This window comes from Burkholderia sp. BE12 (genome assembly GCF_002959955.1).
In the GTDB taxonomy this organism is placed as follows: domain Bacteria; phylum Pseudomonadota; class Gammaproteobacteria; order Burkholderiales; family Burkholderiaceae; genus Burkholderia.
Genome location: NZ_PREY01000013.1, coordinates 36,837 through 49,681, shown reverse-complemented (window position 1 = coordinate 49,681; position 12,845 = coordinate 36,837). Strand labels below are relative to the sequence as shown.

Sequence of the window (12,845 nt, the reverse complement as noted above, 5' to 3'; positions counted from 1 at the left end):
GCGCGGTTCGGTAAGGAAGTTAGTCGATCAGCTTGGTGTAGGCGGCAGCGTCGATCAGCTTGTCGGTCGATGCGCCGGACGCGAGCTTGATCTTGAAGAGCCACACGCCGTACGCGTCGCTGTTCACGCCTTCCGGTGCATCGGCGGCTGCTTCGTTGACGGCGACGATCTCGCCGGACACCGGCGAGTAGATGTCGGATGCCGCCTTCACCGATTCGACGACGCCAACCGCGTCGCCCGCGTTCACCGACTTGCCGACTTCGGGCAGTTCGAGGAAGACGATGTCGCCGAGCGTGCTCTGCGCGTGATCGGTGATGCCGACCGTCAGCGTGCCGTCTGACTCGGTGCGGATCCACTCATGTTCTTCGGTGTATTTCAGATCGGCCGGGACGTTGCTCATCGGATGCTCCTGGATAAAAGGGTGTGATTCGTTCTGCTGGCGCGCCGCCGGGGCGTGCCGGATGTGGTTTGCGCCGGGCGCCATCTCCCGGCTTCCCGGGAGGAGGCCCCCCGGCCGTTACGCAGCGAGGACCTTGCCGTTGCGCACGAACGGCAGTTTTACCACGCGCGCGGGAAGATTCTTGTCGCGAATTTGCACCTGAACGGTGTCGCCGATCTGGACGGCCGCCGGCACGCGCGCGAACGCGATCGATTCCTGCATCGACGGCGAGAACGTGCCGCTCGTGATCTCGCCTTCACCGTGCGGCGTGACGACTTTCTGGTGTGCGCGAAGCACGCCGCCCGCCTTGCCGTTTTCCTTCTGCAGGATTAGGCCGACGAACGCGGCGCGTGTGCCGTTGGCTTCCAGTGCGGCGCGGCCGACGAAGTCGCGCGGCGCGGTGAGGTCGACCGTCCATGCGAGGCCCGCGTCGAGCGGGGAGACGGTGTCGTCCATGTCCTGGCCGTACAGGTTCATGCCGGCTTCGAGGCGCAGCGTGTCGCGCGCGCCGAGCCCGCACGGACGCACGCCGTTTTGCCGCAGGGCATTCCACAGCGCCTCGACGTGCACGGCCGGGACGATCACTTCGAAGCCGTCTTCGCCGGTATAGCCGGTGCGCGCGACCGTGAGATCGCCGAACGGCGTGGCGGCGACCTGCGCGGCGTTGAACGGCTTGAGCTCGCTGGTGGCGGCGCGTGCGGACGGCACCGTCGCCCAGACCTTTTCGCGGGCGTTCGGACCCTGGACGGCGACGATCGCGAAATCGCGGCGCGGTGCAATGGTCAGGCCGTAGCCGCCTTGCTCGTTCAGCTGGTTGAACCACGCGATGTCTTTCTCGGCGGTACCGGCGTTGACGACCACGCGGAAGAATTCTTCGGTGAAGTAATAGACGATCAGATCGTCGATGACGCCGCCCTGCGGGTTGAGCAGGCACGAGTAGAGCGCCTTGCCGGGCGTCTTGAGCTTGCCGACGTGGTTCGCGATCGCATGTTCGAAGAACGCGCGCACGCGGGTGCCGGTGAAATCGACCACGCACATGTGCGACACGTCGAACATGCCGGCGTCGGTGCGCACGGCGGCGTGTTCTTCGATCTGCGAGCCGTAGTTGACGGGCATGTCCCAGCCGCCGAAGTCGACCATGCGGGCATTGAGCGCGCGGTGCGCGGCGTTGAGCGGGGTGTGATTCAGTGCAGTCATCGAGGCCTCAGGCAAGCGCTTGCGCGCGGATCAGAACGGCCATGTGCCGACCGCCGCGGCCGATGGCCTCGAGCGATCCGGTACATGCCCCTCTGTCCTCGATACCTGAGAGATTGCGCTGCGGGCGAAGCCCGGCGAACGCGCGCCCCTTCGGTGGGCAGCTTGCCCGCGCAGCCGATGCGCTGCGGGCTACTGCCGCTCTCCAGAGTGCGGGGAGAGTATTGCCCGCGCACTGCGCGGACGCGATCCCCGACGCGGTCGGTCCTTTTGCCTGAGAGTTTGCGGGTGTGCCCCTTCGGCGGCGCAACCGGTGTCGGAACACCCGGTCACACGCTCTCCCGACGCGTGCGGGCGACTGTACGCGAGCGGGTGGGCATTGTCAATTTGGGCAAAAGAATGTCGCTTCGCGACAAGCGGCGGCAACCGGCGCCGCCGCTTCATCCGCTCCGGCAGGCGCAGGCGCGTTACTCGCCGATCGCGCGTGCGGCCGTGTCGAGTTCCTGGTTCAGCACCCGCTGCTCGTCGCCGGACAGGCCGCCGTTGTGCTGGGCCGACATGTCGTTCGCTTCCTGGCGGATCACGTCGAGGCGGTGGTGCAGCTGCGCACCATACGGCGGCGGATAGTAGCCACCGTTCACGCGCGCGTCGATCCGGCGGTGCAGGTTGTCGATCCGGCCCTGGACCTCCTGCATGCGGTCATTCGCCACGACCTGCGGATTCGGCCGGGGCGGCGGCGCCTGCCGGGCCGGCCGCTGCGGCTGCACGATACAGGCCGCGAGCGAGGAAACCAGGACGCAGCATGCCGCTGCGCGAATCAACCGTTGCATCGAATTCTCCTGACGGATGGGTGTCGGATCGACTTTTTGAGAAACGCGTCAGACCGGATGAGCGCTGACTTTCGTTCCCGCACCATTTGTAACGGAATGTTGGCGGCCGTGCCGGCGGGGCGGCGGCCGGCAGACGCTGCGCCGCCGCCGCACGTGGCGCGGGTTGGCGGCCGGCGCGGCGCCGACCCGGCCGGCGGCAACCATTAGACGATGCGGCGCACGAACGGCACTCGGCGGCCGTCGTGCTCGCTCTGCGCGGCGAGCTCGATGATCGTCATCACGTCGACCGCGTCCTGCGCGGTGATGGGGAACGGCGCGCCGTCGCGGATCGACGCGGCGAGCGCGCGGTAGAACTCCGCGTACTGGCCGTCGAGCGTCGGCACCGGACGTTCGACCTCGACGTCGCCGTCGAGCACGCGCAGCAGGCCGGGCGGATTGCCGCCGCCGAATTCGACGTCGTCCGCGGTGAGGCCGGCCTTGAGCTGGTCTTCCTGCGTGTCGAGCCCGAATTTCTGGTAGCTGCCGCGCGTGCCGTGCAACGTGAAGCGCGCGGGCTCGATCGCCGACAGCGCGCTCGCATGCAGCGCGACGTCCTTGTCCGGATAGCCGAGCAGCAGGTGCACGAAATCGGGCGCCGTGCCGTTGTCGCGGCGCGTCTTGACGGTGGCGCTCACAGTTTCCGGCGTGCCGAACAGCGCGAGCGCCTGATCGATCAGGTGCGGACCGAGGTCGAGCAGCAGGCCGCCGCCGCGGGCCGGCTCCTCGCGCCAGCGCGTGCGCGGCGTCGGCCGGAAGCGGTCGAAGTGCGACGCGAAGCAGGTGAGGCGGCCGAGCTCGCCCGATTCGACGATCCGGCGCACGGTGAGGAAATCGCCGTCCCAGCGGCGGTTGTGGAACGGCGCGAACAGCCGGCTGCGCGCGTTCGCGAGCCGCGCGAGCGCGAGCGCCTCGTCGGCGGTGAGCGTGACGGGCTTGTCGACGACCACGTGGCGGCCGGCTTCGAGCACCTGGCGCGCGAGCGTGAAATGCGTGTCGTTCGGCGTGGCGATTACCACGCATTCGATATCGTCGAGGCCGAGCAGCGTGTCGAGGTCGGCGACGATGCGCGCACCCGGATATGCGGCGTGCGCGCGATCGGACTGACTCGTCGCGATCGCGGCGACTTCAGTGCGGCCGCTCGTGGCGATCACGGGCGCGTGGAAGGTCGCGCCGGCGAAACCGAAACCCATCAAACCAATCCTGAGCAATGACGACATGGCAATTCCTGGCTGCGAAGGAAACTAAAGGATGGCGCGCCGAAACGGCACGAAGACGACCGGCTATTTTGGCATGGCGCCGCCGCTTGCACAGACGCGTCGGGCGAAACGCACGAAGCGATGCGGCGTTTGCGCAAGGAATGCCGGCATTTTGCGGGGGACGGCAGCCGCGGCATGACGCGGCGCACGTAGCGCCCTGCACGAACAGCGGCGGGCCGAGGGCGGCGGTGGCGAGCGGGTATCCCATGAGATCGATCCGGTGACGGTTCAGTGGCGCCGGGGAGTACGTATTGTGTCCGATCGCAGCGCGGAAGGGGCCGGATTGGCCGAACGGACAGGCACGACTACGGCGAACGGACAGGGGGCGCCCGCCCGGCAAGCCTGCGCGCCCCGGTCCGGCGGCGTGCCCGAAATACACGCCGCCGACGTGTTAACATGCGCGTCCTGCCCGCGTGTCCGTCTGCTTCGCCAGCTTGCCGCGCACGGCATCCTCCCGGCGTTCCGCCGTCAACCGCAACACCATCCGCCATCATGTCCGCAGGCCTCAATCCCGCTCAGAATGAAGCGGTGCGCTACCTCGACGGTCCCTGCCTCGTGCTCGCCGGCGCGGGCAGCGGCAAGACCCGCGTGATCACGCAGAAGATCGCGCATCTGATCGAAGCAAAAGGCTTCGAGCCGCGCCATATCGCCGCCGTCACGTTCACGAACAAGGCCGCCGCCGAAATGCGCGAGCGCGTGTCGAAGCTGCTGGAAGGCAAGACGCTCACCACGCCCGGCAAGGAAGGCCGCAAGGTGCCCGTCAACCAGCTCACCGTCTGCACGTTCCATTCGCTCGGCGTGCAGATCCTGCGGCAGGAGGCCGAGCACGTCGGCCTGAAGCCGCAGTTCTCGATCATGGATTCGGACGACTGCTTCGGGATGATCCAGGAGCAGCTCGGCACGACCGACAAGGGGCTGATCCGCAAGGTCCAGAGCATCATCTCGCTGTGGAAGAACGGCCTGATCATGCCCGACGAGGCGATGGCGATCGCGGCCAACGAGGATGAACACCAGGCGGCGCTGGTCTACCGCAACTACGTGGCGACGCTGCACGCGTACCAGGCGGTCGACTTCGACGACCTGATCCGCCTGCCCGCCGAGCTGTTCGCGAAGAACGAGCAGGTACGCGACCGCTGGCAGAACAAGCTGCGCTACCTGCTGATCGACGAGTACCAGGACACCAATGCGTGCCAGTACGAGCTGCTGAAGCAGCTCGCGGGCCCGCGCGCCGCGTTTACGGCGGTCGGCGACGACGACCAGGCGATCTACGGCTGGCGCGGCGCGACGCTGGAGAACCTCGCGCAGCTCGGCAAGGATTTCCCGAAGCTGCACGTGATCAAGCTCGAGCAGAACTACCGGTCGACGGTGCGGATCCTGACCGCCGCCAACAACGTGATCGCGAACAACCCGAAGCTGTTCGAGAAGAAGCTGTGGTCCGAGCACGGGATGGGCGATTCGATCACCGTCACGCCGTGCAACGACGAGGAACACGAGGCCGAATCGGTCGTGTTCCGGCTGTCCGCGCACAAGTTCGAGCGGCGCGCGCAGTTCCGCGACTACGCGATCCTGTACCGCGGCAACTTCCAGGCGCGGATTTTCGAGCAGGTGCTGCGGCGCGAGCGGATTCCGTACGTGCTGTCGGGCGGCCAGTCGTTCTTCGACAAGGCCGAGATCAAGGATCTGTGCGCGTACCTGCGGCTGATCGCGAACGCCGACGACGATCCCGCGTTCATCCGCGCGGTCACGACGCCGCGCCGCGGCATCGGCAACACGACGCTCGAGGCGCTCGGCTCGTTCGCGGGGCAGGCGAAGGTGTCGCTGTTCGAGGCCGTATACATGGGCGGGATCGAGGCGCGGCTGTCGGCGCGCCAGGTCGAGCCGCTGCGAATGTTCTGCGACTTCATCCAGCGCCTGACCGAGCGCGCGGACAAGGAACCCGCGACCGTCGTGCTCGACGACATGATGGAGGCGATCCACTACGAGGCGTACCTGTACGACGCGTTCGACGAGCGGCAGGCGCAGTCGAAGTGGCAGAACGTGCTCGAATTCCTCGAATGGCTGAAGCGCAAGGGCACGAAGCCCGAGAAAGAGGCCGTCGACGGCGAGGCCGAAGGCTTCCACAACGCGGACGGGCTCGCCGATACGGGCAAGAACCTGCTCGGCCTGATTCAGACCGTCGCGCTGATGTCGATGCTCGAGGGCAAGGACGAGGATCCGGACGCCGTGCGGCTGTCGACCGTCCATGCGTCGAAGGGGCTCGAGTATCCGCACGTGTTCCTGGTCGGCGTCGAGGAAGGCATCATGCCGCACCGCGGCGGCAGCGAGGACGACGGCCCGATCGACAACGAGCGGATCGAGGAGGAGCGACGGCTGATGTATGTCGCGATCACCCGCGCGCAGCGCAGCCTGCACCTGAACTGGTGCAAGAAGCGCAAGCGGGCGCGGGAGACGGTCGTGTGCGAACCGTCGCGGTTCATTCCGGAGATGGGGCTCGACGACGCGCCGCCGCCGACGCCGGAAGAGGCGCCGATGTCGCCGAAGGACCGGCTCGCGAGCCTGAAGGCGTTGCTGCAAAAGTGACGCGGCGGCGCCGCCGCGAGCACGACGGCGCGACGAACCGGCAACACGAAAACGAAACCCCCGCGATGCGCGTGCGTCGCGGGGGTTTTTTACGGATGGCCGGGTGGGCGCGTTACTTCGCCGCGTTGACCATGTAGTCGACGGCCGCCTTCACGTCGGCATCCGACGCGCTCGACCCGCCCTTCGGCGGCATCGCGCCCTTGCCGTGCAGCGCGTAGTTGTAGACCGTATCCATCGAATCCTTCAGGCGCGGCGCCCAGTCTTCCTTGCTGCCGAACTTCGGCGCGCCGAGCACGCCGGCCGCGTGGCAGGCCTGGCAGGTCGACGTGTACAGCGCCTTGCCGGCCGTTGCCGCATCGGCGCCGGCCGGGGCGGCCGCGGGCTTTTCGCCGGCCTTCGGGATCGCGGCGATCGCAGCCATGGCGGCGGCGGCCTGCGCGTTCGACGCGTCGGCCCCCGACGCGGGTGCGCCGCTGACGGGCTGCGCCGCGTTGGCGGCCGGCGCGGCCGGTTCGGGGAAATTCGCGCCGTCGTTGTTCGCCATGTAGACGATCGCGCGGGCGATTTCATAGTCGCTGACGTCGTCGGGGCTCGTGCCGCCGCGCGCCGGCATCGCGCCCTTGCCCGCGAGGGCCGTCTTCAGCAGCGTGTCGAAGCCTTGCGAGATGCGCGGCGCCCAGTCGTCCTTGTTGCCGAACTTCGGCGCGCCGGCGGCGCCGGTGCCGTGGCAGGTCACGCAGACGGCCTTGTAGACTTCCTCGCCGGTCTTGTACGTGTGGGGCGCGTTGGCGTCCTTCACGTCGACCTTCGCGAGCGGGGCGATACGCGCGGCGACCTGCTCGTCGGATAGCGCGTCCGTGCCGGCGCCGGAACGGAACGCATGGTTCGCGTAATTGGCGAACAGGACGATCAGGACAATCGGAATCGCGAACGACGCGATGATGACGGCAATCAGCTGCCCGGGGGTTTTGACGGGAGATTCGTGGGGTGCTTCGCTCATGCTTGCCTCGTCTCCATGAATAGGAATTGTGAGCGCGGTGCAACGGCAAAATGGCAGTCCAATGAAGCACGGACGATTATAGACGGAACGTTTACATCACGGCGAGCGGTGCGATGGCGCGTGTTTACCCGCACGCAGGCTCGCCCGGCGGCGATTCGGCGGGCAAGGTGGACGCGTCATGGGAAACCGGGTATCCTTGCCGTCTTGCCAATCGTGGGCGGCCTGTATATGGGGTCGCTTCACTGTCTCACGCGCCCGTAGCTCAATGGATAGAGTACTGCCCTCCGAAGGCAGGGGTTGCTGGTTCGATCCCAGCCGGGCGCGCCAAATAGCCTGATTCCAGGCGTCGATTTTCCCGATCCGTTTTCCTGAAGTCGTCCAGGCGTAACATCACCGCACGGTATCGCGCCGTCATTTCCCCCGGTATTCCCCCACCTTTCCATTGTGCGAGAATCGCCCGCAACGACAACTCAAAGCGTCGATCGCGGCGGCCGTCCGCGCATCGCGCCGACTCCGATGGCTGCCATTCCGTCCACCTCGACCGAAGTCGCTGGCTGCGCGCTGACCGATGCGCAGCAGGCGCTGCTCGCGCGTCTGAACACCTATTCTCCCGACGATCTGCACGCGCCGCTGCCATACAGCCGCCGCGTTGCCGAAGCCGAAGGCTGGTCGCATGCGCACGCGCTGGCCGTGATCGACGAATACAAGCGCTTCGCGTTTCTCGCGCAGGTAGCCGGCCATCCGGTCACGCCGTCGGTCGCGGTCGATGCCGCGTGGCACCTGCACCTGCAATACACGCGCGAATACTGGGACGTGTTCTGTGCCGACGTGCTGCGCGCGCCGCTGCATCACGTGCCGGGCGCGGGCGCGCCCGACGAGGCCGCGCAGTACGCGTGGCACTATCGGCAGACGCTCGACAGCTACCGCCGGCTGTTGGGCTGCGAACCGCCCGAAGCGATATGGCCGCGCCCCGCGGCCGAGCCGGCCGTGCCCGCCGACGCCCCGGTGCAGCAGCGCGCAGAACTGCGCGACGGCCCTTCGAGCGCGCCCGCCGCGCGCACGCGACGCTGGCGGCGCTTCGCGAGGTTCGCGTGGCCAACGGCGGCGATCAGCGTCGCGGCGACCTGCGCGAGCGCGAGCGATTTCAATGTGCTGGACTTCTCTGGGCCGGACTTTCTCGGGTTGTTCTACGTGCCGCTCTGCATCGCCGCGCTGCTGCTGATCGCCGGCCTGCAGTGGATCGAATACCGCCACCGTGCGTGGGGAACGCGTGCCCCCGAATCGTCGCCCGACCTGAGCGCGGAGGAAGCGGCGTATCTCGCGGGCGGCGGCGCGCGGATGGCGCAGGTCGCGATGCTGTCGCTCGCGCATGCCGGTGCGATCGAACTGCGGATGAGCAAGGTCCACGGCGCGCGGGTGCGGATCGACGATCCGCGACATGCAGGCGCTTATGGCGCCGACTGGGAATGGCTGAAGAGGCAACCTGGTGGCGAGACGAGCTGCCACGCGTTCGGTCAGCGTCTCGCGTGGCGCGAAGCCGACTGCGCCGCAGCGTTGCAGCGCAAAGGCTGGCTCTGGGCGCCGGGCGAGATGCGGGCGACGCGGATGGCCGCGCGCGCGATCCTGCTGCTCGTGTTCGGCGCGGGCACGGCGAAGCTCGCGGTCGGCCTGACCCGCGGCCGGCCCGTGCTGCTGCTGATGATTTTCATGACGGCGTTCATGGTCGCGTACCACTTCATGGTCGGCCGCCTGCCCGGCTTCGGGCGCGGCGGCATGACGCGCGGCGGCGAGGCGGCGCTCGCCGCGCACCGCGACGAACGCCGGGGCGACCGCGCGATGCCGGACGGCCTCTTGTGGACGGCCGCGCTGTTCGGCGCCGGCGCGCTCGCCGGCACCGTGTGGGCCGCGCATTCGAGCGTGCTGATGGCGCCGCCGCCCGTCGCCGTGAACACCGGCGGGTCGAGCGGTCCGTCCGACTCCGGCTCCGACGCCGGCGGCAGTTCGAGTTCGTGCAGTTCATCGAGCTCATGCAGCTCAAGCAGTTGCGGCGGCTGTTCGAGCAACTGAGCATAGGGCGCGCTGCCGGGATAGCGCGCCGGGCCGCCTGCGTCAGGCAAGCGGCACGGCGCGCGCCGAACTACGCGATTGCGGCATCGGCGGGCGTTCGTGCCTGCGCAGCACGCCCGTCGCCCGCCTCGACGATCAGCGTCCAGTCGAACGCCGGCAGGGCGCAGAGCTGCTCGACGGTGGCCGTGTACTCGTGCACGGGCGCGTGCAGGTAGCGCACCTTGTCGGTCCATTCGGGCAGCGTCGCCTGCGACGTGGTCAGCACGACCGCCAGCAGATCCTGTTCCGGCCGCCTTGCGATTTCCTGCAGGCTCAGCCGGACCTTGTCGAGGTCGCCCTCGGCGTCCAGGATCAGCGCGCCGGGGATCGGCGCATCCGGCCGGCCGGGCGCGTTGCCGGCAGCGCCTTTGTCGATGCACTGCTGATACACATGGCGATAGCGCGGCAGCGCCTGCTGTAGCGCGTGATGCTTGCGGACCTTCGCCTGCGCCGTGCGCGCGAGCCCGCGGCGCAGCGCCGGGTTCGCGATCAGCCGGTCGAGCGCGTCGACCCACGCCTGCGGCTCGTCCGGGACCAGCAGGCCGTCGCAGCCGTCGTGCAGCGCGAGGCGATAGGCTGGCCGGTCGCTGACGATCGAGGCGATGCCGGCCGCCGCGTATTCCTGCCACTGGATCGTGCTCGTGCCGGCGTTGTAGTCGTGGTCGGCGAGCGGCAGCAGCGCGATGTCCCAGCACCGTTCCGGCAGGCGTCGTGCGTGCGCGTCGTAGTCGTGAAGCTCGGGCTCGCACCCGGCGTCCGGGTGGCCGGCCCAGCCTGGCGGGACGTCCGCGCCGACGAAACTCACCTTGACCTTGCCGGGATGGCGCGCGCAGACCGCCTGCAGCGCCGCGTCGACGAGCGCGAAGTTGTCGGCGCGCAGCGACGCGCCGGCGATGCCGATCGTCACGCAGTCGTCGCCGCGCGCCGTCACGGGGCGGTAGAACCGGTCGAAGTCCACGCTGTCGGGCAGCACGTGAACGCGCGGGTGCGACAGCCGGTAGCGGCTGGCGATGAACGGCGTGGATACGATCACGGCGTCCGCGTTGCGCAGCACGAGCTCGATCCCCGCGCGGGCCATCCCGCCTTGCGCGGCGAGCGGGTGCGCGGCCGGCAGGTCGGTCAGCAGGTCGTCGGTCTCGTAGATCACCGGCTTTTCATGCTTGAAGATCGTATACAGGTCGTTGCCCGTCAGGATGCCGGGCGTCAGCCGGTGCAGCAGGATGGCGTCGGCCGTGGCCAGCACGCTGCTGTCGATCTGGCCGTCCCGGATGCCCGGGACGAGTTCCCATTCGTCGTTCAGCAGACCGAACGGCAGCGTGAGGCGAATTCGCGATGACGCGCACGCGTCCGGATCGATCGAATACACGATCAGGCGCTTGCGGCGCGGTGCGGCGTCCGCAGTCGCGGCGACAGGCGCCAGCGTCCGGTTCTCCGCGAGCAGCCGCGTGTACAGCACGCCGTGGCGCGCGGCGTTGCGGCCGATGTCGTGCTGCGCACGGATCGCATCCTGCGCGGCCGCGGCGAGTTGCGCGCGGGTTTGCGGATGCTCGATCAGGTGCGCGATCGCGTCGACCCACGCGTCGGCGGTGTCGGCGACGAGCCAGCCCGTGCGGCCGTGAACAACCGGGCAACCTTCCGTCGGCGTGGCGACGAGCACCGTGGCCGCGCCGGCCGCCGAGCATTCGAGCCATGCGCGCGGCGGCGCATCGTCGCGCAACGTGACCGGCGTCGCGACCAGCGCGATGTCGAGGTCCGCGCGCTTCAGCGCGTCGGCGTAGCTGTCGTAAGGGGCAGGCTCGGCGATCAGCGTGACGTCCGGTTCGCGGTCCCAGCCGGCCGGCAGCGCCGCGCCGACGAACGACACCCGGAGCTTCCCCGGAAACCGGCGGCGGAGCTCGGCCAGCGCCTGGCGGACCTGCTCGAGACGCACGCCGTCGAGACCGGCGCCGGAAACGGCGAGGTTCACGCGGTCGCGCACGCCGGGCGCCGCGCGGTGCAGACGCTTGAGATCGACGCCGGTCGGCAGCACGTGGACCGATGCGTTGACATGACGGTACTGCCGCGCCAGCGCTTCCGACGACACGACGAGCGCATGCGCGCGCTGCACGGCGCTGCGGATGCCCGCCTTGCGGCGCGCGTTGTCGGCCGCGCCGGGGATGTCGGCGAGCAGCGTGTCGAGCGGCGCGTCGATCTCGAGGACGACCGGCTTGCCGAGCGAGAACAGGTGTTCCAGCGTGGCGGGGGACAGCAGGCCCGGCGTGTCGCCCTGCAGCACGATCAGGTCGGCGCGCTGCAGCGCCTCGGGATCGATGCCGGCTGGCGTGACAGGGAAAGTCAGTGCCCATTCGCGGTCCAGCCGCGCGAACGGCTGCGCGAAGCGCAGGCTGGTGCGCGCGTGGTCGGCCGGTCCGGCGGTGACGACCGCGATGCACGAGCACGGCGCGGACGCCGGCTGCCCCTGGGCGGCGGCGCCCGTCGCGACGGCCTGCGCATCCAGCTTGTCCGCGTGTGCCTGGGTCCGCTCGACGAAGTTCTGCAACTGCTGCCAGAACGCGTCCTCTTCCTTCAGGTAGACGCCGCGCGCTTCGTGAACGGTGGCCTTCGCGTGCGCGATCTCGTGTTCGTCGAGCCCCCACGCGATGCCCTTGCCGTCCATCACCCACCGGGTCGGCTCCGACAGCGACGCGTCATTCATGATGCACACGACCGGGCATCCGCACAGCAGCGCTTCGAACACGGCGGTGGACCATTCGTACATGTACACGCACTCGACCTGTCGGAACAGCGCCGCGAGTTCGTGCGCCGAACGTTCCGGCACGCGGGTCGAGATTTCGATCGACTCGGCGGTGACCGGATGCAGCGTGCCGCCGCGCCGCAGGTGGCGATTGATGAAGACGGCCGTGCCGTTGCGGCGGGCGTTGTCGACACCGTCGCTGTTGAAGATGCGCGTGTCGACCAGCGGTATGCGCAGCAGGTCCGCCTTCCATTCTTCGGGCACCAGCGACGGCCCGAACGTGAAGATGAGGTCGTTCGGCTGCAGGGCGATCGGTTCGCCGTTGATGCGACCGGGCTCGGCCAGCAGGTAGCGCACGACGCAGCGCGCGTTGAACGGATTGCCGGTGACGACATCAGGGTAGACGACGATCGGGCTGCGATTCGCGCGGGCGTGCGCCTGCACGATGTCGTTGGTCAGCGGCGGCGTGCGCAGGTCAGGATGCACGATCGGCGTGCAGACGTACGCTTCGTGGCCGAGCAGATTCAGCACGTGGCACAGGTAGTGCATCGCGCGGATCCCGCCGGAGGTTTGCCGGAAATTCGGCGCGAGGATGTAGTACGGGTGGCCGAGTCGCGTAAAGATGCGCGAACCGCCGTGCGCCAGGCCAGGTTTGGGAGTCGTCATC

The 12,845-nt window shown here is 68.8% G+C and carries 8 protein-coding genes, 1 tRNA gene and 2 riboswitches; of the genes, 3 read left to right on the top strand and 6 right to left on the bottom strand.

Annotated features, from left to right (window positions below):
• Nucleotides 1-19: 19 nt before the first annotated feature.
• The 4 genes from gcvH to C4B30_RS16510 form a co-directional block, all read right to left on the bottom strand.
• Nucleotides 20-400, bottom strand: a complete 381-nt coding sequence (gene gcvH, locus C4B30_RS16525) for a glycine cleavage system protein GcvH (RefSeq protein WP_027783202.1) — start codon at nucleotides 398-400, stop codon at nucleotides 20-22.
• Nucleotides 401-517: 117 nt separating this feature from the next.
• Nucleotides 518-1,636: a glycine cleavage system aminomethyltransferase GcvT gene (gcvT, locus tag C4B30_RS16520; RefSeq protein WP_027783203.1), complete on the bottom strand. Its 1,119-nt coding sequence runs from the start codon at nucleotides 1,634-1,636 to the stop codon at nucleotides 518-520.
• A gap of 82 nt (nucleotides 1,637-1,718) precedes the next feature.
• Nucleotides 1,719-1,852, bottom strand: a riboswitch (glycine riboswitch).
• A 33-nt stretch (nucleotides 1,853-1,885) separates the two neighbouring features.
• Nucleotides 1,886-1,987, bottom strand: a riboswitch (glycine riboswitch).
• Nucleotides 1,988-2,100: 113 nt separating this feature from the next.
• A complete protein-coding gene (locus tag C4B30_RS16515) occupies nucleotides 2,101-2,463 on the bottom strand; it encodes a hypothetical protein (RefSeq protein ID WP_006485676.1) in 363 nt (120 codons plus the stop codon).
• Between the two features lie 203 nt (nucleotides 2,464-2,666).
• Nucleotides 2,667-3,719 carry an oxidoreductase gene (locus C4B30_RS16510; RefSeq protein WP_027783204.1) on the bottom strand — a complete coding sequence of 351 codons (1,053 nt, stop codon included), beginning with the start codon at nucleotides 3,717-3,719 and terminating at the stop codon, nucleotides 2,667-2,669.
• A 531-nt stretch (nucleotides 3,720-4,250) separates the two neighbouring features.
• Between C4B30_RS16510 and C4B30_RS16505 the strand changes: the two genes are divergently transcribed.
• Nucleotides 4,251-6,338: a UvrD-helicase domain-containing protein gene (locus C4B30_RS16505; RefSeq protein WP_027783205.1), complete on the top strand. Its 2,088-nt coding sequence runs from the start codon at nucleotides 4,251-4,253 to the stop codon at nucleotides 6,336-6,338.
• Between the two features lie 112 nt (nucleotides 6,339-6,450).
• Here the strand turns inward: C4B30_RS16505 and C4B30_RS16500 are convergent, their stop codons facing one another.
• Nucleotides 6,451-7,338 carry a c-type cytochrome gene (locus tag C4B30_RS16500; RefSeq protein ID WP_027783206.1) on the bottom strand — a complete coding sequence of 296 codons (888 nt, stop codon included), beginning with the start codon at nucleotides 7,336-7,338 and terminating at the stop codon, nucleotides 6,451-6,453.
• A 251-nt stretch (nucleotides 7,339-7,589) separates the two neighbouring features.
• Between C4B30_RS16500 and C4B30_RS16495 the strand changes: the two genes are divergently transcribed.
• Nucleotides 7,590-7,665 (top strand) — tRNA-Arg (locus tag C4B30_RS16495).
• A 189-nt stretch (nucleotides 7,666-7,854) separates the two neighbouring features.
• Nucleotides 7,855-9,405 (top strand): TIGR04222 domain-containing membrane protein, encoded by a 1,551-nt coding sequence (locus C4B30_RS16490; protein WP_027783207.1) that lies wholly within the window; start codon nucleotides 7,855-7,857, stop codon nucleotides 9,403-9,405.
• A gap of 70 nt (nucleotides 9,406-9,475) precedes the next feature.
• On the opposite strand, the gene C4B30_RS16485 is transcribed toward C4B30_RS16490, so the two are convergent.
• Nucleotides 9,476-12,844 carry a glycosyltransferase family protein gene (locus tag C4B30_RS16485; RefSeq protein ID WP_027783208.1) on the bottom strand — a complete coding sequence of 1,123 codons (3,369 nt, stop codon included), beginning with the start codon at nucleotides 12,842-12,844 and terminating at the stop codon, nucleotides 9,476-9,478.
• Nucleotide 12,845: the final 1 nt, after the last annotated feature.

Coding starts and splice junctions, on each gene's coding strand:
- C4B30_RS16515 (WP_006485676.1), bottom strand. CDS start 2,463: ATGCAACGGTTGATTCGCGCAGCGGCATGCTGCGTCCTGGTTTCCTCG.
- gcvT (WP_027783203.1), bottom strand. CDS start 1,636: ATGACTGCACTGAATCACACCCCGCTCAACGCCGCGCACCGCGCGCTC.
- C4B30_RS16500 (WP_027783206.1), bottom strand. CDS start 7,338: ATGAGCGAAGCACCCCACGAATCTCCCGTCAAAACCCCCGGGCAGCTG.
- C4B30_RS16505 (WP_027783205.1), top strand. CDS start 4,251: ATGTCCGCAGGCCTCAATCCCGCTCAGAATGAAGCGGTGCGCTACCTC.
- C4B30_RS16490 (WP_027783207.1), top strand. CDS start 7,855: ATGGCTGCCATTCCGTCCACCTCGACCGAAGTCGCTGGCTGCGCGCTG.
- gcvH (WP_027783202.1), bottom strand. CDS start 400: ATGAGCAACGTCCCGGCCGATCTGAAATACACCGAAGAACATGAGTGG.
- C4B30_RS16510 (WP_027783204.1), bottom strand. CDS start 3,719: ATGTCGTCATTGCTCAGGATTGGTTTGATGGGTTTCGGTTTCGCCGGC.
- C4B30_RS16485 (WP_027783208.1), bottom strand. CDS start 12,844: ATGACGACTCCCAAACCTGGCCTGGCGCACGGCGGTTCGCGCATCTTT.